At 49.4% G+C, this 22,674-nt stretch carries 25 protein-coding genes and 1 pseudogene; 9 read left to right on the top strand and 17 right to left on the bottom strand.

The genetic code is table 11. The annotated features are described in order from the left end of the window. Window positions 1-435: 435 nt before the first annotated feature. The 6 genes from ACQE3Z_RS19200 to ACQE3Z_RS19225 form a co-directional block, all read right to left on the bottom strand. Window positions 436-1,008, bottom strand: coding sequence for a hypothetical protein (locus ACQE3Z_RS19200; protein WP_426975004.1), 573 nt, complete (start codon window positions 1,006-1,008; stop codon window positions 436-438). Further along, entirely contained in the window at window positions 998-1,264 is a 267-nt protein-coding gene (locus ACQE3Z_RS19205) for a hypothetical protein (protein ID WP_426975005.1), read from the bottom strand. Before ACQE3Z_RS19205 ends, ACQE3Z_RS19200 begins: the two co-directional genes overlap by 11 nt. Before the next feature lie 34 nt (window positions 1,265-1,298). After that, window positions 1,299-1,700, bottom strand: a complete 402-nt coding sequence (locus ACQE3Z_RS19210) for a hypothetical protein (protein ID WP_426975006.1) — start codon at window positions 1,698-1,700, stop codon at window positions 1,299-1,301. Next, window positions 1,697-2,239 (bottom strand): conjugation system SOS inhibitor PsiB family protein, encoded by a 543-nt coding sequence (locus tag ACQE3Z_RS19215; protein WP_426975007.1) that lies wholly within the window; start codon window positions 2,237-2,239, stop codon window positions 1,697-1,699. The genes ACQE3Z_RS19210 and ACQE3Z_RS19215 overlap by 4 nt, the downstream gene beginning before the upstream one ends. A gap of 65 nt (window positions 2,240-2,304) precedes the next feature. Beyond that, window positions 2,305-2,535 carry a DUF905 domain-containing protein gene (locus tag ACQE3Z_RS19220; RefSeq protein ID WP_085072420.1) on the bottom strand — a complete coding sequence of 77 codons (231 nt, stop codon included), beginning with the start codon at window positions 2,533-2,535 and terminating at the stop codon, window positions 2,305-2,307. A 56-nt stretch (window positions 2,536-2,591) separates the two neighbouring features. Further along, entirely contained in the window at window positions 2,592-3,137 is a 546-nt protein-coding gene (locus ACQE3Z_RS19225) for a single-stranded DNA-binding protein (protein WP_426975008.1), read from the bottom strand. Between the two features lie 1,064 nt (window positions 3,138-4,201). Here ACQE3Z_RS19225 and umuD point away from each other — a divergent pair. Both umuD and umuC read left to right on the top strand, forming a co-directional pair. After that, window positions 4,202-4,642 carry a translesion error-prone DNA polymerase V autoproteolytic subunit gene (gene umuD / locus ACQE3Z_RS19230; protein WP_426975009.1) on the top strand — a complete coding sequence of 147 codons (441 nt, stop codon included), beginning with the start codon at window positions 4,202-4,204 and terminating at the stop codon, window positions 4,640-4,642. A gap of 1 nt (window position 4,643) precedes the next feature. After that, window positions 4,644-5,915, top strand: a complete 1,272-nt coding sequence (umuC, locus tag ACQE3Z_RS19235) for a translesion error-prone DNA polymerase V subunit UmuC (protein ID WP_426975010.1) — start codon at window positions 4,644-4,646, stop codon at window positions 5,913-5,915. A gap of 153 nt (window positions 5,916-6,068) precedes the next feature. Here umuC and ACQE3Z_RS19240 read toward each other — a convergent pair whose 3' ends face one another. From ACQE3Z_RS19240 to ACQE3Z_RS19290, 11 genes and pseudogenes are all read right to left on the bottom strand, one after another. Beyond that, window positions 6,069-6,488: a plasmid partitioning/stability family protein gene (locus ACQE3Z_RS19240; RefSeq protein WP_426975011.1), complete on the bottom strand. Its 420-nt coding sequence runs from the start codon at window positions 6,486-6,488 to the stop codon at window positions 6,069-6,071. Beyond that, window positions 6,481-7,458 (bottom strand): annotated as a pseudogene (gene parM / locus ACQE3Z_RS19245) (plasmid segregation protein ParM domain-containing protein). Before parM ends, ACQE3Z_RS19240 begins: the two are co-directional and overlap by 8 nt. A gap of 457 nt (window positions 7,459-7,915) precedes the next feature. Next, a complete protein-coding gene (locus ACQE3Z_RS19250; protein WP_426975012.1) occupies window positions 7,916-8,263 on the bottom strand; it encodes a hypothetical protein in 348 nt (115 codons plus the stop codon). Window positions 8,264-8,394: 131 nt separating this feature from the next. Further along, complete coding sequence (locus ACQE3Z_RS19255; RefSeq protein ID WP_426975013.1) at window positions 8,395-8,643, bottom strand: hypothetical protein; 249 nt, start codon at window positions 8,641-8,643, stop codon at window positions 8,395-8,397. 61 nt (window positions 8,644-8,704) lie between these two features. Continuing rightward, entirely contained in the window at window positions 8,705-9,787 is a 1,083-nt protein-coding gene (locus ACQE3Z_RS19260; protein WP_426975014.1) for a putative phage abortive infection protein, read from the bottom strand. Between the two features lie 159 nt (window positions 9,788-9,946). Further along, entirely contained in the window at window positions 9,947-10,726 is a 780-nt protein-coding gene (locus ACQE3Z_RS19265) for a site-specific integrase (RefSeq protein WP_426975015.1), read from the bottom strand. 343 nt (window positions 10,727-11,069) lie between these two features. Then, window positions 11,070-11,402 (bottom strand): hypothetical protein, encoded by a 333-nt coding sequence (locus tag ACQE3Z_RS19270; protein ID WP_426975016.1) that lies wholly within the window; start codon window positions 11,400-11,402, stop codon window positions 11,070-11,072. Between the two features lie 93 nt (window positions 11,403-11,495). After that, a complete protein-coding gene (locus tag ACQE3Z_RS19275) occupies window positions 11,496-12,266 on the bottom strand; it encodes a hypothetical protein (protein WP_426975017.1) in 771 nt (256 codons plus the stop codon). Window positions 12,267-12,339: 73 nt separating this feature from the next. Next, a complete protein-coding gene (locus ACQE3Z_RS19280) occupies window positions 12,340-12,489 on the bottom strand; it encodes a hypothetical protein (protein WP_426975018.1) in 150 nt (49 codons plus the stop codon). A gap of 16 nt (window positions 12,490-12,505) precedes the next feature. After that, window positions 12,506-13,186, bottom strand: a complete 681-nt coding sequence (locus ACQE3Z_RS19285) for a hypothetical protein (RefSeq protein WP_426975019.1) — start codon at window positions 13,184-13,186, stop codon at window positions 12,506-12,508. A gap of 86 nt (window positions 13,187-13,272) precedes the next feature. Next, window positions 13,273-13,455 carry a hypothetical protein gene (locus ACQE3Z_RS19290; protein WP_426975020.1) on the bottom strand — a complete coding sequence of 61 codons (183 nt, stop codon included), beginning with the start codon at window positions 13,453-13,455 and terminating at the stop codon, window positions 13,273-13,275. A gap of 1,453 nt (window positions 13,456-14,908) precedes the next feature. On the opposite strand from ACQE3Z_RS19290, the gene ACQE3Z_RS19295 reads away from it, so the two are divergent. The 7 genes from ACQE3Z_RS19295 to ACQE3Z_RS19325 all read left to right on the top strand — a co-directional run bounded on the left by ACQE3Z_RS19295 (window position 14,909) and on the right by ACQE3Z_RS19325 (window position 22,261). Further along, window positions 14,909-15,703, top strand: coding sequence for an arylamine N-acetyltransferase family protein (locus ACQE3Z_RS19295; protein WP_426975021.1), 795 nt, complete (start codon window positions 14,909-14,911; stop codon window positions 15,701-15,703). Then, window positions 15,700-16,260: an RBBP9/YdeN family alpha/beta hydrolase gene (locus ACQE3Z_RS19300; protein ID WP_426975022.1), complete on the top strand. Its 561-nt coding sequence runs from the start codon at window positions 15,700-15,702 to the stop codon at window positions 16,258-16,260. Before ACQE3Z_RS19295 ends, ACQE3Z_RS19300 begins: the two co-directional genes overlap by 4 nt. A gap of 2 nt (window positions 16,261-16,262) precedes the next feature. Next, a complete protein-coding gene (locus tag ACQE3Z_RS19305; RefSeq protein ID WP_426975023.1) occupies window positions 16,263-17,447 on the top strand; it encodes an MFS transporter in 1,185 nt (394 codons plus the stop codon). Window positions 17,448-17,477: 30 nt separating this feature from the next. Beyond that, window positions 17,478-18,383 (top strand): diiron oxygenase, encoded by a 906-nt coding sequence (locus ACQE3Z_RS19310; RefSeq protein ID WP_426975024.1) that lies wholly within the window; start codon window positions 17,478-17,480, stop codon window positions 18,381-18,383. 14 nt (window positions 18,384-18,397) lie between these two features. After that, a complete protein-coding gene (locus tag ACQE3Z_RS19315; RefSeq protein ID WP_426975025.1) occupies window positions 18,398-19,429 on the top strand; it encodes a 2Fe-2S iron-sulfur cluster-binding protein in 1,032 nt (343 codons plus the stop codon). A gap of 22 nt (window positions 19,430-19,451) precedes the next feature. Next, window positions 19,452-20,705, top strand: a complete 1,254-nt coding sequence (locus ACQE3Z_RS19320) for an ATP-grasp domain-containing protein (RefSeq protein ID WP_426975026.1) — start codon at window positions 19,452-19,454, stop codon at window positions 20,703-20,705. A 563-nt stretch (window positions 20,706-21,268) separates the two neighbouring features. After that, window positions 21,269-22,261: a type II toxin-antitoxin system RelB/DinJ family antitoxin gene (locus ACQE3Z_RS19325; RefSeq protein ID WP_426975027.1), complete on the top strand. Its 993-nt coding sequence runs from the start codon at window positions 21,269-21,271 to the stop codon at window positions 22,259-22,261. The last annotated feature ends 413 nt before the right edge of the window (window positions 22,262-22,674 follow it).

Raw genomic sequence — 22,674 nt, forward strand, 5'->3', positions numbered from 1 at the left:
CGGAACGCCACGCAGTCCGGCGCAGCTTACCGGCTCTGCCGGTAAGCGCAGTGGGGCTGACGACCCGGCAACGCCGGGGAGCCGGAGGTGGCCATCAGAACGTTAATTTTTTTGGCTTTCAGTCAGTGAATAGCGATGACGCAGCTGCTGCACAACATCCATAGCAGCAACCGGAAAATTATTGCTGGCAGCAACATTACGCACAACAAGCAAAGCGTGGACTCTTGATGGCTCAGGGATTAACAGATATTAAATCGCCGACAGGTAGTTTTACGCCACTTCCCATCGATTTGGTGAAAGGGATAGTTTTTCAGCCTTTAAAAATAAAGTAAAACGGGCACCGCTTATTGAGGTTGTAGCCGGACAAAAGACGGGGCTGATAACACTGTTACGCCCGTATCAGCTTTTACAGGCTACAGGCCCCATAAATTACTATTACAGTTCTGTTCCCTTATCTTTTGCTTCCTTCACCATATTAGCCCATGCTATGACGTAATAAACATCAACGGGCCGCATCGCTATTACTAAATCAGAAACGAAATATCCTGTTTTCCGTGTAATAATCAGCAAAGGAGTATTTGTACCTGTCTCATTCTCAACCCGAAAATCCAGTTCAGCATATCGTTTGCTTTCTGAAAGGGATCGTTTCGTTTTTTCTCTTTTTTCATATGGTTGCGCCGCCCAGTTGAGAAAATCCCTGAAGGGCACAGTATCCTTTTCAATGTTGTCGGTATTAATGGTAGGCAGCCCAACATAGATCCCCCCCATATCAATCCTGAAGCGAACATAGCATTTATTATCAGCCACTTGCACAGGGAAGTGAGCGGGATTCCATTTATCCGTGACCCTGACGCCGTCCTTGAATTGCCAGTAAAGCACCTCTGTTTTGTACGTATCGAAGAACGTGAGGGTCGCATATTTAAAAAACATGTCGGTAGAATGCTTTGAACATCCACTCAGCAGCAGGCCTGACAGTAATACCAGGGTAAGCAATGCCTTATTTTTCATAATTTCCCTCAGAATCAAAACACTGTTCATCGACCATCTGCAGGAAATCTTTAAATATGGGTAACCAACTACCTGATTGATCCTCATGCGGGTGTTCATCCGCAGGTTTACCGCTCTTCAGGGGAGTACTGGATGTTTTCACTGCCTTATGAGCAATCTGCTGAGCGGTTAGCTCAGCAGAAGTCATGAACGTCGCAGCAAAGCTAAAATGATGTGACGTCGTGCCGGCTGACCGTAAAATCATTCCTGAAGTCACATCACCGTAGTTCCTGTTTAAAAAAACAGCATCATCATGCGCGCTGGCGCCAGACCCACGTCATATCAAGCAGATCGTTAACCCGTACGCCACGGCGGCGCCAGCATGAAAACCATCTCCGGTATGTGCTGACTGTCTGCCTGGCCAGCGCCGTTTCTGCCTCGCAGATTAGCCTCTCCTGCGCCTCTGCCTGACGCAGCATGGCCTGCGCAGAACGCCCGGGCGTCGCTTCTCCGGGCCGCAGGACTGTGTCAGACAGACCTGGCGCCGGGAGCGTCGGCGCGGGGCTGACATCACCGTTATCAGCTTTACCTGAATTCACAACCAGCGTGAACGTATGTACAGGACATCGCGCCACGTCGTACAGATGACAACGTTTTTGCGGCTGCGGGTAAACAGGTGGAACCATTAATGGCGTCATCATTACTGTATTCATACGCATCCCCCTTTTCTGCCCAGCACCGCCACGATTTCCGCCGGCGTGATACCCGCTGACACCATTTCCTCTATGCGCGTCAGCAGCCGGCCGATGGTTTCCGGCTCAAACTGTTCGGTGTTCAGAACGTACAACCCGGTGTGATCGGGATTTATCCAGATAAGTCCGTGCCAGAACGGTGATTCGTTGCCCGGGCTCAGGATATCGAGCGTGACGTGACGGTTTTTCCGGTGCGTCAGGCGCAGGTGAACCGGGAACACCCCGCCCCACTCCTCCCGGTACTCGCAGTCAGTAAGCCAGCTGTCACTGAGCGGTAAGGCATGGAGCACGGCGCCGCACAGCCGGCGGCGGAACTCCTCGCCGCGTGCGCTGTAGGCCTCAAAATCGCCCGGCGAAAAGGCGTACAGCCGTTGCAGCGTCACGCTCTCATCGCGCGTCATTTCACTGCCGCTGCAGCTGCGGAAACCGACCGACCTGCGGCCGTAGTACGCGTGGGTCTTGCCGTTACGGATTTTTTCTTTAGACTGGATAGCTGACATATCTGATTCCTCACTGATGACGATTGTCCGGCCCTGCGGAGGTAGGACTCCGGCAGGGCACCTTCTTAATGCGTTCTTGTGCCGTTCAGCTCGATATACAGTCCGAGCCAGAACCCGGCCTCCGGCTCAAAATTAAATGCCTGCCAGAGCATGTTCCCCCCTCTGCTGCGTACGACCAGACGAAAGTGCGTGCCCTGATCGTCTTCAATCGTGACGTTGCTGTATGTGCGGGCAACGGCCTCTGCCTGCTCCCGGGTAAAGGGTCCGTTCGGAAGTAATGGTGTGTGACTGGTCATGGAATTCTCCGGTAGTGCGCCAGCCCTGCAGCCGCAGGTCAGCGGCGCAGTGTCATTCAGAACGGGATGTCATCGTCAAAATCTGCCGGCGGCTGGTTGCCCTGCGGCGGTGCATGGGGGTCAGGCTGCGGCTGTGCCGCACCGCGTCCGCCCCGGCTACCTTTGCCACCTTTGCCACCATTATCTGACGCTGCCGGCGGCTGCTGAGGCTGACCGCTGAACTGCTGTCCGGTCTGTGCGCCAGTGCCGCCGCCGCGCCCGCCCAGCATCTGCATGGTGCCGCCGACGTTCACCACCACTTCCGTGGTGTGGCGCTCCTGCCCACTCTGGTCCTGCCATTTCCGTGTCTGCAGCGCGCCCTCGATGTACACCTGAGCGCCTTTACGCAGAAACTCCCCGGCCACTTCAGCCAGCTTTCCGAACAGCACCACGCGATGCCATTCCGTTTTTTCTCTGGTTTCCCCGGTCTGCTTGTCGCGCCAGGATTCAGAGGTGGCCAGCGTGATGTTCGCGACCGCGCCGCCGTTCGGCATGTAGCGCACCTCGGGGTCCTGCCCCAGATTGCCGACCAGAATGACCTTGTTGACGCCCCGTGAAGCCATAACGTTTCTCCTCATGCAGTTGGTTTTTTAACCACGTCACCCGTTGAGTTTCGGGAGCCGCGGTGTTGACGTTTTGTGGAAATCGGCTGGTTTTTTCCTCCGGTATTCACTTCACCCGTTTGAGATCCTTCGCCGCGAGGGCGTAAACCAGCGCGGGTGACGGCAGGCGTCCGGGGCGACGGGGAAATTTATTTCTGGTCTAATGGAGTGGCCGGAAAAAAATTTTCACGGCGTTCATTTCACCCTGGACGACCACGGCGCCTGTGCTTGTCTCAGCCCCGGCGAAAGGACTTAAACCGGTGAACGGCGTAGGAAAAGCACAGCACGATGCAGCAGCAACGGCGGCTGAGCGGCAGCGAAACGGCGTTGCGCCTCAGAGCGGCGGCGGATTCTGGCCGTCGCGGTTCGCGCCAGCCCTGGGGCTGGCTGCAGCCCCTGCTTTGCCCTGCCGTGTCTGTGTTTTGGTCTTTGTTTTGGTCTGTGTTTTTTCTGCAGTTTTGGCCGGCTGTTGCTCAGCCGTCACCGTGCCGGCGCACGCGCCGCGGATGCAGGCAGACGGAAATGAGAAAAGCGGGGTGACAGAGTTTCAGAACAAATTCCTTATGCGACAGCTCCCTGAAAACGAACGGTGATCTTACACAACAGGCCTCGCTTAAAAACCCCGCGCCGGCGTTTTCAGAGGAGCGCCAGCACGGTTTCTGCTTTCGGCCCTCAGACCCCAGCCGACAGGCCCGGAACGCGTCCCCGGCGGTCCGGCGAAGCTTACCGGCTCTGGCGGTTAGCTGAGTGGGGCTGACGACCCGACAGGGGAGCCGGAGGGGCCCTTATCCACATCTACGCTGCACATCCGGCGCATAAAGCTGTGGATAAACAGCTGCAGCCCCTGCCCGCTGACGGCTGAAAAGCGCTGGTCAATAAATAACCTTCCGTTTCGCTGTAAAACTTTATAAATCAATGATCTTCTTTTTTCGCCATGCAGGTGTGATTCACTGTGTCTTGCACAGCCCTGAAAGCCAGTTAATACTACTGTAAATACATACAGCGCTTTAACAGGGACTTTTGCTATGTTTAACGCCTTTGAGTTGATGCACCCGGCGGACAATCCGCCGCCCAGCTTCAGGCCTCTTTTTCTGGAACGTGTATCCTGCGGGTTTCCCTCTCCCTGCCAGGACTATGCGGAACAGGAGCTCGATCTGAATGAATATCTTATAGCCCACCGGGCAAGCACCTTCTTCCTGCGCGCGCAGGGCAACAGCATGCAGGACATCGGCCTTTATGACGGCGACCTGCTTATTGTCGATCGTTCCCTCAGACCGGAACACGGCGACATTGTCATCGCGGAGCTTTACGGCGAATTCACGGTAAAGCGGCTGCTGCTTTCCCCGAAGGGTCCCGTACTCCAGCCCATGAACCCTGCCTACCCCGTTATCATTCCTGATCCGGATACGCTGGAAATTTTCGGCGTCGTTGTGCATTTCGTTCATACCGCACGCAGGAGAAACTGACATGTTCGGTTTAATTGACGTGAACAGCTTTTACGCCAGTGCAGAGAAGGTCTTCCGGCCTGACCTGAAAAATGCACCGGTGGCCATCCTGTCGAATAATGACGGCTGCGTGATTGCCCGCAGCAGGGAAGCGAAGAAGTACGTTAAAATGGGCGAGCCGTGGTTTAAAATAAAAAATCAGCAATTCCCCGAAAAAATACATTTCTTTTCAAGCAATTACGCGCTTTACCACTCGATGAGCAACCGGGTCATGTCCTGTATCGAGGAGGTTGTGCCACGCCTGGAAGTCTACTCGGTGGACGAAGGTTTTTGCGACTGCCGTGGTATGGAGATGGCCATGCCCTATGAAGATTTTGGTCGCATGATCCGAAACCATGTCAAAACCTGCACCGGGCTGACGGTCGGCGTCGGGCTGGGCCCGACGAAGACGCTGGCGAAATCAGCGCAGTGGGCCGGGAAGGAATGGCCGCAGTTTGGCGGGGTGCTGGCGCTCACGCCGGGGAATCCGAGGCGGACCGAAAAGCTACTGTCTCGTCAGCCCGTGGGCGAACTCTGGGGCGTGGGTTCCCGGCTTGAGAAGCGCCTGCAGTTGCTCGGCGTGACTACGGCGCTCGATCTGGCGCGCAGCTCCCCTTCCCTTATCCGTAAAAACTTTGGCGTGGTTCTTGAGCGCACGGTACGTGAGCTCAATGGCGAATCCTGCATCCCGATGGAGGATGCGCCCCCGCCAAAGCAGCAGATAGTAGTCAGCCGCAGCTTTGGCGAGCGCATCACGGAATACGATGCGATGCGTCAGTCGGTTTGCGCCTATGCCGAGCGTGTGGCGGAAAAGCTGCGCGAGGACCGCCAGTTCTGTCATCACGTCTCGGTTTTTATCCGTACGTCGCCCTTCGACACCACCCAGGCCGGATACAGCAACACGGCATTCGTAAAGCTGCACGTAGGCACGCAGGACACGCGAAACATTACTGAGGCGGCGGTGAAGTCCCTGGACGCTATCTGGCGCCCGGGCTATCGCTATGCGAAAGCCGGTATCATGCTCAGCGAGCTGCGGCCGAACGGCGTGGCGCAGCTGAACCTGTTTGATGATGAGGCACCGCGTGCCGGCAGCGAGGCCCTGATGAACCTGCTTGATACCATGAACCGGTCGGGTCGTTACAGCATTGGCTTTGCGGGCAAAGGCATTGACCCGGAATGGAAGATGAAGCGGGAAATGCTGAGTCAGGCCTGGACGACGAACTGGAAAGATATACCGGTAGCAAAAGTGTGTTAAGGATGTTTACTGGATATCTGAAGGGATGCCACTCAGTTCATGAAGAGGTAAAAGTTTTCACATTAAGCGTCAGGCTGCCGGACTGCAGTGAAGGGGATTTTATTTGAGTGCAGCCCGGCGCCTGTTTTAATCATCTGGAAAAAAACAGGCCCATCATTCGTCGTCCGGAAACATCCTGGAGCTGTTTGCGCGGGTATCGGCGACGTTTTTATCTTCCTGATGCACCGGTTTTTCTGCCTGAGCAGAATCTGTCGCACTGGCAGCCGGACCTAGCCTGGTCAGTAATGCCCGTATCACCGAATCGTCCGGCGTGAATGCATCCGGGATCACGCTACTGATAATACGCTGGATGTCCTGCAGCGTAACGTTTTCGGTTGCCAGCTCAGCTATCAGATTGGGGAGCCGGCGATCAATGGACGCCAGTGCGGCACCGGTGAGGAGAAAGGCGCGCATGGCGCGCCCCCGCTCTTTGAGGCGCGTTTCATCCAGCAAATCGACCACTAACCTGTCCCCGGCCTGCTCATCCGGATACAGGTTAAACGCGATTTTGCGTGGTGAGGATTTGTCAGTCATTCGCGCTGCCTTCCTTCATTTCCAGCATGCCCAGCACCAGATCAAACTGTGGGTCATTGCTCGTGAAAAAGCGATCTGAGGGCACGTTGGTTGCTTTTTTTACAGCATCGGCAATCAGCTTTGCACCGCCGCCTACGCACATTACATGCGTATAGCCTGTAAAACGATCGAGCGTATCCACCACGCGGTTAGTCAGAATGCGCTCTTTCTCTTCCATCGTGTTCAACACGGCCTGACGTAATCTGGCATCCGGAAGGCGATGTTCAATCCAGGCCTTTTCTTCACGGTGAACGATGATGTTATCTGCCTGAAGAGAACTGATGCGCGTATGCCCGGCGAGTGCGTTTTTAATACCGTTAGTGATAATGGATACGCCAATTTTAGGATCGCACCAGGTATTCGTAATGCCGGACATTTTGCTCCGAACATGTGAAACGTCCAGGGTGGTACCACCCAGATCCACGATAAGCAGTGAATCATCGTCCTGCAGCCCGGTCAGGACGTTGAAGCCCGCCGGAATGCTTTCAGGCAGAACAGTGACTTTGTCGATAGTGAAACCCTGCCTGTTTCCCTGCAGAGTAACGTCACGCTTAACGCTTTTTTTCTTGCGGGTAATATTTTCAGTTTTAGGCTGGAAATCAGCATTCAGATATTCAGACAGCGGTAGCGTCACCACAACATCTACTACCTGTGGTTCGATGCCCGACTGCAGCAGTGCGTGATGGATTGCCACCGTATTTACCTGGCTGTACTGATAGCGTGTTTCTGTTGTCACGACTGCATCGGCACTGCCTGGATCAAAGCTGAACTTTTCACCTTCAATTTCATAGTTTGCAGACTGACCATCATCAAACAGATTCAACGACCATTCTGGTTTAAAGCTGTTAGGGCTGATGAAGGTTTTAACCTCCCCATTTTCTTTTCACGCCAGCTTGATGTTAGTAGAGCCGTCGTCAACAAAAATGCGCATCGCAAACCTCACAGAAGTGGTTAAAGTTAAAGTTCAGCAGAGATTTCAACGTATCATGAAATTGAAATATATATAACACAAACTCGATAGTTCCGGGTGTGACTCCACCTGTAAAGCAAGGATGATGACTCTTACAGTTATATTTTATAACATATATAAATCACATAAATATAATCATATCAGTTTCAGCCTGTCATTTATCATTTGACACCCATTAACATGACACATACGTAGCATATAAAAAGCATGATCTTTTTTGTGCGAAGCATAACAGGTAACCGCATCAGGCTGTTTTGTTCGTTTCCTGATGAAGCGCCGGCAGCATCTGTCGTCAAGAAAGCAGCGTTTTTTTACACCGTTCTGCCGCCGTTCGGTAAAAATGCCTGTATAACTGAAATAAAAATGCCGCTTCAGTGAGCGGCATGATAAACGCCTGAAAGCCTTACACACATCAATTTCAGGCGTCACGATAGCGGTGAATTAGGTAGCTGGTCACAAGGATTAACACCACGGCCAGAAACTGATAACCGCCTATCCCATACCACGGTCGTTCGTCGAAAAGCCCCATTTCCCTGGTACGTCCAACGACGCTGCCGAACTGTTCTTTATCTGCAACATAGTTAAGCAGCGGAAATGTACCTGCAATGAACCATGCTGCCAAAACGCCGTTAACCAGCCATACAGGAAACAGGTCAATAAAGTCTGTCAGACCACCGCTGTGCCATGATGACCGCCGCGCATCACTGAAAAAGTTGTACCAGGCCGCTATGCAGAACGTCGCCCATATAAGCACTGCAAAAACCATCGCACTGCAAAAACCATCGCCGTGAAAAAACTTACCCCGTCATTAATCGTCTCAAGCATATTACCGCCTCCTTTTTCACCTGATTGTTTAGCAGAGCTTAATTTAACCATCTTTTGCCTGATAATTCGCGTTTAACAGTGAGCGACCGTTGCCAGACGTTTTTTATGCCATTCCCCTGCCATTCGGTGGGCATTACGGATATCAACAGCATTAATCAAATATCTTATCGGCCAGTCCGGTGGTGAACTCAGCATGGCATCAAAATATTCTTTTATCCGGTTGGGAAAAAACGTCAATCCTGCGACATGTTTCTGAGCTTCCTGTCGATATTTACTCCTTCCGGGTTCTTTATGCGCAAACTTGCGCAGCTCATTTAGCACTTTGGTAAATTTCCCTAATAAAGTATTAATCTGGCAGCATACAAAACGATACCGTTCAGAGTCATATATGCTTAAAAGAATCGAATTCTTTTTTCATTTGTGTCAGATCATCGCTCAGTTCAGATAAAATCTTTCTTTTCAATAACCCTGCGTTCAGCCCCCTCGATTTCTGCAAAGCAAAGTCTGTTTCTTTTGCGTTATTTTTCCACAGACAATTAAATATGCTAAAGATGTCTTTTGGTGTTTTATTGATTAATTCATTTAATTTTCCCGAGAAAGGGTTTTTATATACATAAATAAGAACTAGCTTTACCGGCGTTTTTTTGAAATAAATGCTCGACGCACCAATTTTATTATTAGCGACCTGGGATATTCGAAGTTTTATAAGTGATTTTGCGTGCTCATATATAAGTGATTCATATTTTTTAGAAAGCTCATTGCAACCGTCATCCAGAGTAGTCTCACCCGCCCATGAAATGAAATTCACATGTTCAAAAAAATCATATTTATGAAGGAGTTGCTGGTAGTATTCAAAGCCATAATTTTCGCCTGGGTTCTTTTCTTTCATGATTAAAGCGTTTAACCCAACGAGACTTAAAATATCGTTTCTAATCAGTGATCTAATCAGTGATGTGTACTTTTTATGTTCACTTACATCTCCATTCTCGTTGTAGTAACTGGTACTTACGAAATCGAGCGTATGATACAAAACCCTCATGTAAGGGCTTATTACAGGATGCGTGTACAGTTGACGACATGCGAGATAAACATTATTTTTTGACTGTATGTTATTTAATAAATCCCTTCCGACTTTTGAGTCTAAATATTCGCAAAGCTTTTCGTGGTAAATATTGTGTTGTTCAAGAAGAAGGGAATAATGCGATTCAAATGTTTGAACTGCACTAATTTTACCAGAAAGTTTCAGTGACTCCTCCGATATATTAGACGCTTTAATGGCCGCAGTGCTGCTACGCCTCCCTTCGTGGGCACTCCAGATTGTCGCAACAAATGCAAAAGCTGTAAAAAATGTCCCTAACACCGAAGCATTCGACTTGGCCCAAACCCAGGCCAAATCCAAGCCCCAGTACATATCAATTGATATAATCAATATTAAAATAAATATCAGGATAACGAACACTCGCATAATAAATTCCGTTAAAAAGAAAGACAAAATATTACCTCATATATTTCACAATATCCTGAAGTACCTTATCAAGAGGCTAAGCCAGCTTGTATATCCTCAAGAATTAGCTCTGCCCCTGTTCTCAAGTGGTCGGTCGGGGCGTTGCAAGTTTTTGAATGATTACTCGCGTAGTTTCAGCATTGCTACCGCTTCTGTACCAGGCATATGAAACTGCACCCTGTATCGTGCAGCCACATCGAGTGCAAACACCTTCGTATACACTTCGGTAGACTTCATGCTTTTATGTCCCATCAGGCTCTGCAGCGCCTTCAGCGGAATCCCTGCATAGAGCATATGCATGGCGTAGCTGTGGCGAAACGTGTGCGGCGTGACCGGCACGGAGAATGTCACGCCGTCAGCTGCTGCGGCTTCAACCGCTTCGTTCAGCCAGGTGCGTACGGTCCGGTCAGTAATGGTCCAGAGCCGCACCTTTTCAGTTCGCCCGCTCTCAGGGTTACGCCGTTCCAGCGGTATTTTCAGTGTGGCAATCATCATCTCCAGCTGGGCGATAAACTGCGGATCGGATAACGGAACGAGGCGGTGTGGCACCATCCCGGCCGGCATCCGGCCGGCGCCGCGATTCGCCTTCTGGCCACGCTGTTTCAGGGTGGCCAGCTGCACATACGGGTAGGGCGGTGCCAGGCTGAAATCCGCGCGGGCCAGCGCTAGCGCCTCGTTGATACGCGCGCCGGTGTTCCACAGTGTGGTAAACAGCATCTTGCGGTGCAGGTCCGGCACATAATGCAGCAGGGCGCTGACTTCCGGCGCCAGCAGGTATTGTGGATATTCATCGTGCTGCGCGGCCATCTGGCGGAGTGCCAGCGCCGCCGGATAGTCGATGGCGACCGGCAGCTGGGTGACAGGCTGCTGTGAATAAAGTGATGGCAGTGTCATGATCATTCCTAATAATTATGCCGTTTTTCATGAGCCAACCGGGTAATTTCAAGAGCACGCGTCACTCGGGTACGTCTGGCAGCGAAGAGAATTGCCCTCTGCTCCCGGTACTGGGACCAGAGGTGGCGTGGTGCAGGCCAGCTGTTCCCGGCCCCTTTCATAGCTGGCATTTTACAAAGTTTTCGCAGCCTGGCTGCGAGAATAAATGCACGTATACCCAGCCTTACGGCCTGTTGCCGGTGCGCGAAGAAACCTTCGATGAAGTCGGGCGGATCGGCATCATCAAATGCTGTGCTGACAACGTTACTCGACTCTGCAATCATCGTTTCCAGCTCACGAATCTGATACATCAGATCAGACGGAAGTGAGCGCCAGTCGCCTTTGACGCCGGAAAATTCGATCCCGGGTATACTCGTCTCGAGCACTGCCAGGCCAGATCCATCCTCAACATCACCGTAGTCCGTGGCGGGCGGTACGCATTCTTCACCAAACCGCTCAAGCTGAAAAACCAGTTCGGTGGCAATAAAATACTGCTCCCTCTGAAGTTTTTCGCTTGCTGCTTTTCTTTCACGTTCAGCCGTGAAGTGGTGTGAAAGCCACTGACTTCCCAGCGCGCCTGGATACCGGCCAGCGCTGCAATTGCCGGTATCCAGGCGGAAATCCCCTCAGCTGCGATGGTCATGAGCAAACTTTCCTAATGTCGTGTTCCCAAGCAGTAATGCTGGTAACAGTCGGATTAATAGTAAATTCTTCCATATAGGCAAGAAACTCGTTGTCAGAAACAATCACCGTCATCCCGGAAACGATCGTCCTCCTGAAGAAGTGTTTCTGCTGCTGCTTCAATAAAGCCGGAGACACGTAGGATGGCGTCTGCGACCCGCTCTGGCCAGATATGTACAGGCTCATCGGCCAGAGTAAATCCATTGCGGTGAACCAGATCGTTACGAGTGTCGATCACGACTCCTAGTTCTTCATAATCCCAGGCATGAGGCGTACTGAGCATGAGTTCAAAATAGCGTTTGATAGCACTGGGGTTCTGGAAGGTTTTTTTTGACACAATGGCCTGGGCACGCCATGTAAAGGCCTGTTCAGGTGTTTCCAGTCCGGGCTCTTGCTCGAACCACTTTTTATTAAGCAGGGCCTTTCTTTCTTTTTCACTGCGCACCAGTTTGGTTGCATTTTTCATGAACCTCTGCAGGTGAGGAGAATGGCTGAGTAAAGCCCGTGCGCTGTACATCAGAAAGCTGTCCAGAACGGTCACCACATGGACAAATGCCATCCGCAATACAATGTCTGGCTGAATGGTCGCCAGCAATCTCTCCAGCTCCTGCAATTCAACTTTGGCATCATGTAAGCGGCCAGGTATGCTGGCCAGTTTAGCTTCAAAATGCGCCTGTTCTGCAGCCTCTTCTAACCAGTCCTGAAACCACTGATATTCCTGAATGGCGTGATCCCATGCTTTAGAGCCTTCCTCCGCTTCCGGGTAGTTAATAGCAATCCATTCATCCCGGTGTTCTTTCTGCATATCAAAAATCAGCTCTTTCATACTACCCATCATCGATTCCTTTTAGGCTTATGAAACTGCGTATATCACGGCATACAGACTACAGGGCAGGGACTTAAACGGAGGCAGGCTGAATCGGATTACTGTTTCCATCACCGAATGCCGTGTCACGGATTATGTGGGATTCTTCTCCCAGCTTTAGATAATCAATGGCGACCGGCAGCGGCGTGACGGGCGCCTGCGGATAGTGAGATGGCAGTGTCATAGTTACTCCATAAAACTTAAACAGCATCCTCACGCGCCATACGCGCCCTGAATTTCCGTTCTTTTCGCCACTGTTTCCACAGCACGTGTTGTGCCGACCAGTCGCTGTTGGCATCAAGGCGTGAAGAGGGCATATGATTCAGTTTGCGTAGTCGCTTGGCCAATAAAATGGCACGCATGCCCAGACGTGAATACTGATACCGTCGTTCACGAAACGTCAGAGGCCACTCGGGCGGATAATCCCAGTCTCTGACAACACTTATATGCTGGTTGGCTTCAGGGATCAGTACCGTCAGCTCGCGGATACGGTACTGAATCCGGTCTGGAAGTACCCGCCAGTCGCCGGCAATATCATTGACAGAAAATGCTTCCACGCTCGCGGTCGTCCGGAGGCTTCCCTTGCCATCATCCTCTCCTTCGTCGTTCACTACGTCAGCACATTCCTGTGCAAATCGCTCAAGCCGGAATACAAGCTCAGTGGAAATGAAATATCGCTCCCGGGCCAGCTTGTCCTCAGCGGCAGCTCTTTCACGACGAAGGGTGAACCGGTGCGTCAGCATGACGGCCGCAATCGCCGCCCCGGCGGTGATTGCGGCCGTGACCACGTTTCCCAAGATCCCCGGCCCCTGATTAATCACCTGCACAGTCACCGGATGTGCGGCCGCAGTCACCAGCCCGTCAATCACGTTGTCCTGCATAACGCCGACCTCCCTTATTATGTTCACCTGCGCTGCTTTATTTAGAAATCCCGCCATTACTTATTGTTGGTCTGCAAGCCGCAATATCAGTCATCCTGCAACGTCAGATAGAAAAGTTGCTCACTATCTTCCGTGAGTTCTGTTAACCCCTGACCACTAGGTGGATCGCCGTCAGGGTAGCCATCCACCCAGTTAGCTTCTTTTCGAAAGCACCAGGTGCGCAGGCTGCGATCGTAGCCCGCAATGATCCGGTCTTCAAAGGTAAGCATCACTCGAACGCCTTCGCCGAATTCTCGCAACCAGACACGCCTGTGACCGAGTTCCTACAGCGCTCTGTACATGCTGATCATATCAACAGCTTGCTTTCCTTCCATTAATCCGGCCATAAACCAAATCCTTTCCCAATAAATAGTCACTGAGAGTAATTATGATATGCAGCAGATCTGTCTGAGCACAACCCGGGCATCTGTCATCCGGATGATTTTCCCCTGCTGTCATCATTTTTAAAGTGATAATAAGTAGACTTATAATCACTCAGTTAAATTACCGGATGGCCGTATCCGGCTGATCCGACTTTCCCGTTATTTCACAGTTTCCGGAACTTTACCACGGCGGGAAAATAAGCAAAGCGGCCTTTTCCGGCGCGCAGGACCGGTTATGGATCTTGCCTGAAAACCCAACATGTCGCGGCATGACCAGCTGACGATGCCACTATATATAGTGTTTGGGGCCGGGCGGCGGAGGGCGACGATCGGCAGATCCGGTTCCCTTTTTCCGGATCCTCAGGATTTAACAAACAAGAATATGCTTGATGCAGTGGATGATGCATAAAAAAAGTCTGTAGGAAGGTAAATCATGCAGTAGCATTAAATAAGCGCAGATGCAGGAAAACCGTATTTAAGTTACAAAAACTGCATACACGTATGATTTGTCATGTCAGCAGCAAATCTTTCTCGTACTTCGTAGACCTTATAAAAAATCGCTGGACGCAGGAGTTTTCGTAAAGCAAGAGATGCAGGTACGAAAGGGGAGCGCCTGTCGATGAGCCCTTTATATACAGCGTATAGTCAAAATCACAGAATGAAGCCGGTGTCTTCTTTAAGCAGCTCCGGGTGTAGTGGAGCTGGCCGCCAGGCTTTCGAACTAGGTGGATGATTATCTCTGCACGCTTCCAGATATGACCAGAATTAAGGAGTTTAACTTTTGGTAACTGCTAAAGGATCCACTAATTTTTTGTAGAGCTTTAAGCAGTTGAACAAGCCGAAGGCGCGTTAGCGTTAGCTTCTGTGAATGACCTCCACATTTTCGACCTCCTTTCAGTTTTACCTTCCGCCCATCTGTTGATTTGAAACGGAAATCATCACTACCCTGACTGTGTTAGACAAGCGTGCTAAGTTTTTTAAATACAAAAACAAAGTATGCATAACAAATGCGCAACACACCTAAGAAGGTGACTCATTATGAAACAATGCAATGCGGATTCTGTTTATAACCTTTAGAAATATATATATTCATTTCTATTAAATCCATATTTTACATCTACTTAGTCATTAAAGGTTACTGGTTTAACACCTCTTTTCGGAATCATAGCGTTATAATTAAGAAATTCTGATATTTTACGATAATAATTATGTTGTCTTGTCACATTTTGCTCTTACTATCTACTCCCGAAATGTAGGGGTGGCGCAGACCCACTCTGTTAGTGGCTTCGAGGAGAGCAGCATGAAGGACATATTCGGTTATCTAAAACGACTGAATTTACTGGAAAAGCCAAGGCGGGATAGTTCTTTCCTTTCGGCTTTACACAGAGCCCACTTCTTTTCAGTACCGTTTGAAAACTTCAGTATGCGAGATAACGCGTCTGGAGACTTAGCACGCGACGTGATTGTCGATAAAATAATATTTAACAATAGGGGAGGGATCTGCTTCGAATTTTCCGTATTGCTAAAAGAAATGTTTGATCATATCGGTTTTATGTATCAGACACGTCTGGCAAGGGTTCTGATACCCTTCATGACGCCTGCAACGCACCAGTTATTTATTGTGACTGTAGACCAAGAACCGTGGATTTTTGATGTTGGTTTTGGTGCGAAAGGCCCACGAGCTCCTCTGTTACTTACTGACGGTTACATACATGAGCATCCTTTTTTGTCCTCCAGAGTTAGCAGTCATCCTGAGCTTGGCTGGGTAGTCTCGGTTAAAGAAAACAGCAAAAATGATGCGGTCTGGGAAAACATTTATTCGTTTCATGATGTTGCTACTTACCCCGCCGATATCAACATGGCTTATTTCTACACTCTCTTTTCATCGGAAAGTCTGCTTAACACAAACAGGGTTGCAAGCCTTCCAACAGAGAACGGCAGGATAAGCATACGAAACAATACTTTTACCGAGGTAAATGGATTAAGCACCTCATCAAAGGAAATAACTGACAGAGAGGAAATGGCACAGCTGCTTTCCACAAGATTCGGGATCAGAATTGCCCCCGAAAAACTTACTGACGCGAGAAGCCAATGACGACCACATATCTAATTGTTCCGGGATATACAAATTCAGGCCCGGATCACTGGCAGTCTTTTATGGAAAGGAAGTACAGCAACGTCATGCGTGTTCAGCAGGATGACTGGAATACACCTTCTTCTCTGTGGGTTGACAGACTTAATCAGGTAGTTGTCGGCACTCAGGGGGACATAGTACTCCTTGGTCACAGCTGCGGTGCAGTAGCCGTAGCCCAGTGGGCTGCTACGCATTCATGCAGCAGGGTTAAATCTCTGATCCTTGTAGCACCGGCAGATGTAGACGCTGAGACAGCGATAGTTCCTATCAGACAACAGCGCCCGTTACCCTCAGGAACGCTGGGATATAACGCTCTGCTCATTCACAGCGACAATGACGAGCATCTTAGCGAAGCGCGCGCACACGCACTGGCTACGCAGTGGGGATGTAAAACCCACCTGTTCAGCGGAGCGGGCCATCTTCATACGGCCGCAGGGTATGGTGAATGGCCGGAGGGTGAGCGTCTGATTGAGAACTTCACGGGTCTCGCATTACTGAGTGTTAAAGGAAAAGGCTAAAGATGTTTAGGGAAATAAAGAAATTTGGTTCAGCAGCCCACAGTTTTTTGCTCGCTACTTTCCTGATGGGACTCAGCAATGGCATGTTTGATGCTGTTTATAACTTCTACCTGGAGGCACGTGGCGTCGATAAAACGGCAACGGGACACATCTATGCTGTAGCTATGACAATGATGGCAGCAGCGGTAATTCCGCTGATTTTTGCCAGCAGACGGATGTCTCAGAAGAAGCTGCTGTTGATTTTTGCATTTATCTACGCGTTGCCATTTATTCTTCTGCCGGTGCTTGCAACGGTATGGGGAAGTGCCGTTACGCTGGGGTTGATTCTTTCCGGAATGATCGCACAGCTGTCGCTGGGCAACTCTCTTATGGGATCAAATATCGATGCCAGGAACAGGACGACGTTGTTCAGCTGTTTCTTTGTCTCCTATCTGGGAGCGGCAATGGCAGGCTCAATCGCAGTCAGCGTCATTACACACTTTTCACATGCTGTACCATTAAGAAATTATCAGGCTATTCTCGTTGCCTCATTTTTCTCCGCCCTGCTAATGATTTATTTTCGCGTCAAATCCATCCGGGGAATTACTGAGCCGGGGAGCGATGATCGCCGACTTAGCGGTGCAAAGAACATGGAATGGGGTAATTTTATTATTCTGTTTATTGCCGCGTCTCTTCTTGGTGCATCAATAACGCTTATTTTTCGCTTCATTAATATTGTATTTAACCTTGCCTATACCATGAATGTCAGTGAGATCTCACTGATTATGGGGGGGGATAAAGTTGTCAGCATTGTCGGAGCATTATTCGCTCCACTGCTTGTAAAGCGATTCTCCCTGAAACCTACTGTGATCATAGCCGGCCTGCTAACTGCAGCATGTTTATTTTTCCAGTCATTACATATTCCTGCAGCAATTTTTATCGCTCTTTATTTCATGAGACTTCTTCTCAACTACTGCCTGATGCCACTTCTGGATACACTGGCTATTACCGGCTTTTCCAAAGAACGGTCTCTCTTATCAACCAGTATCAGACAGCTCTCATTTTATCTCGGGAGTGCACTTTCGGCCGTTATTTATGGGGACTTACTTGATGGTGGGCATTGGGAAAAAACCTTGATCATCTCTGCAGGGCTTGCTCTTGCGGGGGCCGTTTTCATGAGCTTTATCCGTGTTAAAAACGAACAATAATGTGGCAGTCAAAAGTTAAAGGAGTAATTTATGTCCGCTGAATATGTAATACCCGACAGTGAAAATGTCGCGCTCATGCTGAAAAAACTTTCTGCGCTCTGGAAGAACCGGGCGGCAGTAAATAAAACGCACCCTCAATATTCTGAGCTTGAATTCGATGTCAATAAGAAAGATTTCAGTGAGTCGTTGCTGCCGTTCAGGCAGCATGATGCCTGGAAAGAAGCACCTGAGGATGTGAAGGGTCGTTGCCTGTCCTATGCCTGGGGAATATACAATCTAAAAACAATTTACATTGAATGCGACATCGTCACACCGGCCTGCGAAGACATAATCAAGTGTCCGCCGGTTAACTCGCCCAACCGAGCTGAACTTCAGGACGTTATGTCAGAAGCTCTCCTGGACGAGGCACTGCATACGCGAATGTCAGTAATGGCATGTAACTATATTTATGATCGGCGCAGGCTTGAACCGCTTAACTATACTAACTTTAATCTTATCGACTGGCGTCGACAGATGCTGGCGGGCTGCAGCGCTGAATGGCAGCGGCGGCTTACAAGATTTGCAATCGCCTGTGCCAGTGAAACCCTGATAACGGATTATCTGAAAGTAATGGCTGAGGACAGTAGTATTCAGAAGATATGTCATGAAGTAACCCGGATTCATGCTGAGGATGAGTGGAGCCATTCAAGTGTTTTCAGTTACGTCGCTTACGACATAGTGCGCGATCTGAGTTTAAGTGAGCGCAAATATCTCAGGGATACCATGCTTAAAACAGCGGACCTTTTTGCTGATAACGAGATGGGTGCCTGGGAAAACGCTTTTAAAATCGCAGGCATGCCCTATGCAAGAGAAATAATTTCAGAAACGGAAAGCTGCAACGAAATAAGTATTTATCTCGACTCAGCCGAGGCAGTTATTTCAAGAATTGGCCTTTAAGGGGACCGTACAAGATGAAACTTGTCTGCGAAGATTTATCTTTGTTAACAGCAAGGATGAAATTGTTCCGCCTGCGACCTGCTTGCAATACTGATTCAGTTAATGAACATGTCTCGCCGGGGGAGTATTTTAGCTTTAATTTCAAAGATGAAAATGACACGTCATTTCAGAGATGCTATACGTTAGTATCTGCTGAGCCGGGAAAATCCTATGAATTCATTATTGAAAACAAAGGCGAGGGGAGTGCATCGGCTATAATTTCAAAACTGCTAGCAGAAAAAAAAGAAATTGAAATTAATGGGCGTGGAGGGGAAATAACTTTTAAAGCTATTCGTGACAAAAGTAATGTACTTCTCGTGGCAGGGGGCATTGGAATAACGCTCCCTCTTGCTCTGATACGCGAATGTTTCAAATATTACGGATACAGCGCTCCCGATAAAAGTGTGCTGCTGATGCTGAGCTGCCCAGATCTCGGTTCGGTCCCATGCCTGAATGAATTGCTTGATCTTCACATGCGATGTGACTGGTTCTCACTGCGCATTAACGTGACGCGCGCGAATCTTGAGAAAGACAGCAAGATTATCAGGCAGGGCAGAGCAGATCTGGCTACAGCAGATATAAATGGCACTCCTGAAGCCGCTATTGTTTGTGGAAGCGTAGGGTTCGCAGAGGCTGTGGTTTCGGCTGTTCGGGTGCGATTTCCTCAGGCTACCGTTGCCGTGGAGGCGTTCAGTTCCGGGCAGGTAGCAGCGATGAACAGTGCGGCAGCGACGAAGATACATGAAAGTCGCATAACGATAAGGAAACTGAACCGAGAGATTACCGCAGACAACGGAAGAACTATTCTCGACAACCTGCTACATCACAATGTTTCAGTCAGGAATATGTGCCGATCAGGTATTTGCGGAAGTTGTAAATTCAGGCTGGACAGCGGCAGTGTTCGAAGTGAGCCTGATTTTTGTCTGTCAGCAAAAGACAAGGCAGAAAATATTCATCTGGCATGCTGCTCGTTTCCTGACAAAGACGCTGTCATCGACATAATCTGATTTAGAAATCCGGAGTAAAATAATGGAAAAAAATAAATGCGTTCTGATCGTCGATCCCTTTTCTAGCGGCGCTGTCTTTGCAAACCGGGTAAAGTCACTTTATGGTTATGATGTCATAGCACTAATAACCAACGTAAACCTCCCTCCTGCCGTCATGGCAACTTTTCAACAAAAAGATTATTCGATGGTTTTCGAGTATCAGTCTCATCATGAAACAGTCCATCAGATTGAGTCAGCTCTCGGTCAGGCGCCTGACTTCATCGTCTGTGGTTCCGAGCCTGGTGTGCTGATCTTTGACCAACTCTGTGACCAGTGGCAACTTCTGCCAAACCTAATTGAACTCAGCCAGGCTCGGCGCGATAAACATCTAATGCAGCGTCAGCTGATGCTGGATGGGATAAACTATATCCCGCATTACAAATCGGGGAATTTGGGGGAAATATTAAGATGGTGTGCAGATAATCCCTTTAAGGAGTATGTAATAAAACCAGTCAGTTCTTTTGGCACTGAAGGCGTATTTTTCTGCAAAAATGTATCAGAGGTGGGACGTGCTTTTAGCACATTGATTGACACGCTTGATTATTCCGGATGCAGAAATACGGAGATTTTGATCGAACAGAAGATTGAAGGAACAGAATATGTTGTTGATGCTGTCAGCAGCAACGGTGAGCATTTTGTAGTGAATATTTTCAAGTACGTGAAGCAGGAAGTCAATGGTGTGCCCATTTACCGCCAGATGATCACTGAATCGCTTGAAGAACATCCGACTCTTATCAGCTATATCAAGTCGGTTCTGACCTCACTGGGTATCCGTAATGGAGCTTCCCATAATGAGATTATTATGTCCGCAACTGGCCCCGTCCTGGTCGAATCTGGAGCCCGTATGCATGGAGGCTTAGGTCCCCGCCTGGTTGAGGAGTGTAATTCTCACTCGCTTATTGACCTGAGCCTGATGGCCCGCATATCTCCGCAAGAGTTTGCTGATAAAACCGATGCGTGCCCAGTGCTGAAACGTTATGCAATAGAGTATTTTCTCAGTTCGGCTGATTCGGGGACCCTTAAAGCGGTGAACATTGAGTTGCAGTGCTCATCCCTGAAAAGTTATGGTTTTACTGTCTGCAAATACAGAACCGGTGATTATCTGCAAAAAACGGTCGATCTGGTTACCTCCTATGGAAGGGTAGTTTTATTCAATTCTGACAAAAAGCAATTGATTGCTGATGCACAAAGAATCGGTGATTTAGAAAAGACTGGCTTGCTCATAAACTTGCAGTAAAAAAGTAATATTTGAAATGAAACGTCTAGTTATCATATGCGTCTGAATTAGACGGTATTAACAGATAGTGCCCGTCCTGAAAGCATATTTCCAATATTGCACCTGAACCGCCGTAAGGCGGTTTTTTTGATTGGAACCCTCTGCTGATGTAACGACAAAACTGACATATCCCTGCTTCTAGAGAGATAAAAGATAATTAGAAGCATGATGGATTGTATATTTCTCCATTGAAGCCTGTTGCATAGGCGGCAGGTTACACCGGTATCATCACACCAAATAACGTTAGTGCTCTTGTACATTGTAGTTATGTAACTTCCCTTCTGGCATTAAGCGGCCCCTAGCCTGTAATCACGTACAGGCTGGCGAGCAGTGAGCAGCCAGCCCTTGAATGCCTTTTTCCGGATCTGCCGGTTTTCGGATCCTGATGAAAGATGGAGAACAAAACGAGAAATTTAACCTGATTCGCTTTATGTAAATCAAATCAAAACCTATAATCATTGGTATACACGTATATCACAATGCTATACAATGCAAATATGACTACATGATAACGGATAAGCAACATGGCACAGTTGAATACACGCGTCAAAGATGAATCTAAAGAAAAGGCTGAGCCTATTTTGCTGGCGGCCGGCTATACCTTCAGCAGTTATTTTTCTGCCCTCACCGACTATATCGCTGAAACCGGCAGTTTGCCGTTCCAGATCCGCTATAAACCGGCGGCGGTCAATCCGCAGGAAGTCTTTTCCGAAGCCCTGCAGAAGTTTAAAACTGTCTGGGGACGGCTGAAGCATTTCACCCAGTCGGTGCAGCCGGGCCAGTCCCTGCCTGATAACGCTGTCGCTATGGCCATGAAAGATATCGAGGAAGCTTACAGCTTTTACCGCAACCACGAAGATCTTATCCTCTCCGCGCCGGGACAACGTACAGCTTCACCTGCCGGAGGCTACAATCATTTCCCGGTGAGCCTCGATGGTATTAACCGGTTATCCGAGGTCCTGCGCCTGGCGATCGGTAATCTGGCCAGCCTGGCGGTCCTGACCCCCGAGCATCTGCAGATCACCCGAAATTTTATTGAAGAGGCCGCAGGCTATATTAACGAGCTGCAAAAATTAAGTGGTAGAGCCGTGTCCGACCACACCCTGAACCAGATGATTATCCGGGATAGCTCTGAAGCGATAGCGTGCGCAAAAGAGGCGCTGGCGCTGAATGACAAAGGGGAAGGTATTCCGCTTTATACTTTCACCATGTGGTTTGAACGTTTCAGAAAACACTTCGAAAGCGTTCGGGCCATGCAACTCCGGGTCGGTGCATCGGACTCCACCGCCGCCCTGACTGACCTGTGTGAAAAGCTGACAGCGCTCGACGTGTATCTGGAGCGGGATGAGGCGCTGCATCACAGTAAAATCAGCGGGTATATACCGAACGATGAGCTCATTGTGCTGGCCGGAGAGTTACTGGAAACCTTCAGGGCGCGGGCTGGGGATCAGCTGGAGCTTATCGCGGGGAGCAGCGAATCCATCCGTGACTCTTACTCTCCGGGGCCAGCTGATTAAGTGCCATTTCTGATGGTTATGGCGGGCGAACATCTGGCATCAACAGGCCTGGAGTTCGCCCGGAGTTCAATCTTAAGGCTTCCATACTAATGACCGAATCAGCGCCGACAGGCACGCCGAATCCTCAGGACAAGCAAGAAAAGCTATCGTTTTTAGCCCGGAGAGGTACGCCACATTAAACCGGTGATTCCCCCCGCAATGTAGATTTTCTGGACGCCCTCATCATTTACTATGCGTAACGCAGGCGGAGTCAGGGCTTTGCTCTCTTTCCAGCAATTGATTACGGCTTCAATCTTATCATCAACGGCCCCCTCCCTGAGTTCCTCGACAGAGTGGATTTTGCTGACATAGATAAGATGCGCATGTATTTCACTAGTTAATGCATACCCCAGACGTAGCTTCTCAGGTGGATG

Source organism: Pantoea sp. FN0307, assembly GCF_050113815.1.
Classification (GTDB): Bacteria; Pseudomonadota; Gammaproteobacteria; order Enterobacterales; family Enterobacteriaceae; genus Mixta; species Mixta alhagi.

Excerpts from the sequence above, each read along its gene's own strand:
- ACQE3Z_RS19290 (WP_426975020.1), bottom strand. The coding sequence starts at position 13,455 with ATGCTTACCTTTGAAGACCGGATCATTGCGGGCTACGATCGCAGCCTG.
- ACQE3Z_RS19270 (WP_426975016.1), bottom strand. The coding sequence starts at position 11,402 with ATGACCATCGCAGCTGAGGGGATTTCCGCCTGGATACCGGCAATTGCA.
- ACQE3Z_RS19210 (WP_426975006.1), bottom strand. The coding sequence starts at position 1,700 with ATGAATACAGTAATGATGACGCCATTAATGGTTCCACCTGTTTACCCG.
- ACQE3Z_RS19320 (WP_426975026.1), top strand. The coding sequence starts at position 19,452 with ATGGAAAAAAATAAATGCGTTCTGATCGTCGATCCCTTTTCTAGCGGC.
- ACQE3Z_RS19325 (WP_426975027.1), top strand. The coding sequence starts at position 21,269 with ATGGCACAGTTGAATACACGCGTCAAAGATGAATCTAAAGAAAAGGCT.
- ACQE3Z_RS19200 (WP_426975004.1), bottom strand. The coding sequence starts at position 1,008 with ATGAAAAATAAGGCATTGCTTACCCTGGTATTACTGTCAGGCCTGCTG.
- ACQE3Z_RS19300 (WP_426975022.1), top strand. The coding sequence starts at position 15,700 with ATGACGACCACATATCTAATTGTTCCGGGATATACAAATTCAGGCCCG.
- ACQE3Z_RS19295 (WP_426975021.1), top strand. The coding sequence starts at position 14,909 with ATGAAGGACATATTCGGTTATCTAAAACGACTGAATTTACTGGAAAAG.
- ACQE3Z_RS19260 (WP_426975014.1), bottom strand. The coding sequence starts at position 9,787 with ATGCGAGTGTTCGTTATCCTGATATTTATTTTAATATTGATTATATCA.
- ACQE3Z_RS19275 (WP_426975017.1), bottom strand. The coding sequence starts at position 12,266 with ATGAAAGAGCTGATTTTTGATATGCAGAAAGAACACCGGGATGAATGG.
- ACQE3Z_RS19250 (WP_426975012.1), bottom strand. The coding sequence starts at position 8,263 with ATGGTTTTTGCAGTGCTTATATGGGCGACGTTCTGCATAGCGGCCTGG.
- ACQE3Z_RS19215 (WP_426975007.1), bottom strand. The coding sequence starts at position 2,239 with ATGTCAGCTATCCAGTCTAAAGAAAAAATCCGTAACGGCAAGACCCAC.
- ACQE3Z_RS19285 (WP_426975019.1), bottom strand. The coding sequence starts at position 13,186 with ATGCAGGACAACGTGATTGACGGGCTGGTGACTGCGGCCGCACATCCG.
- ACQE3Z_RS19265 (WP_426975015.1), bottom strand. The coding sequence starts at position 10,726 with ATGATCATGACACTGCCATCACTTTATTCACAGCAGCCTGTCACCCAG.
- umuC (WP_426975010.1), top strand. The coding sequence starts at position 4,644 with ATGTTCGGTTTAATTGACGTGAACAGCTTTTACGCCAGTGCAGAGAAG.
- ACQE3Z_RS19220 (WP_085072420.1), bottom strand. The coding sequence starts at position 2,535 with ATGACCAGTCACACACCATTACTTCCGAACGGACCCTTTACCCGGGAG.
- ACQE3Z_RS19280 (WP_426975018.1), bottom strand. The coding sequence starts at position 12,489 with ATGACACTGCCATCTCACTATCCGCAGGCGCCCGTCACGCCGCTGCCG.
- ACQE3Z_RS19310 (WP_426975024.1), top strand. The coding sequence starts at position 17,478 with ATGTCCGCTGAATATGTAATACCCGACAGTGAAAATGTCGCGCTCATG.
- ACQE3Z_RS19315 (WP_426975025.1), top strand. The coding sequence starts at position 18,398 with ATGAAACTTGTCTGCGAAGATTTATCTTTGTTAACAGCAAGGATGAAA.
- ACQE3Z_RS19240 (WP_426975011.1), bottom strand. The coding sequence starts at position 6,488 with ATGACTGACAAATCCTCACCACGCAAAATCGCGTTTAACCTGTATCCG.
- umuD (WP_426975009.1), top strand. The coding sequence starts at position 4,202 with ATGTTTAACGCCTTTGAGTTGATGCACCCGGCGGACAATCCGCCGCCC.
- ACQE3Z_RS19225 (WP_426975008.1), bottom strand. The coding sequence starts at position 3,137 with ATGGCTTCACGGGGCGTCAACAAGGTCATTCTGGTCGGCAATCTGGGG.
- ACQE3Z_RS19305 (WP_426975023.1), top strand. The coding sequence starts at position 16,263 with ATGTTTAGGGAAATAAAGAAATTTGGTTCAGCAGCCCACAGTTTTTTG.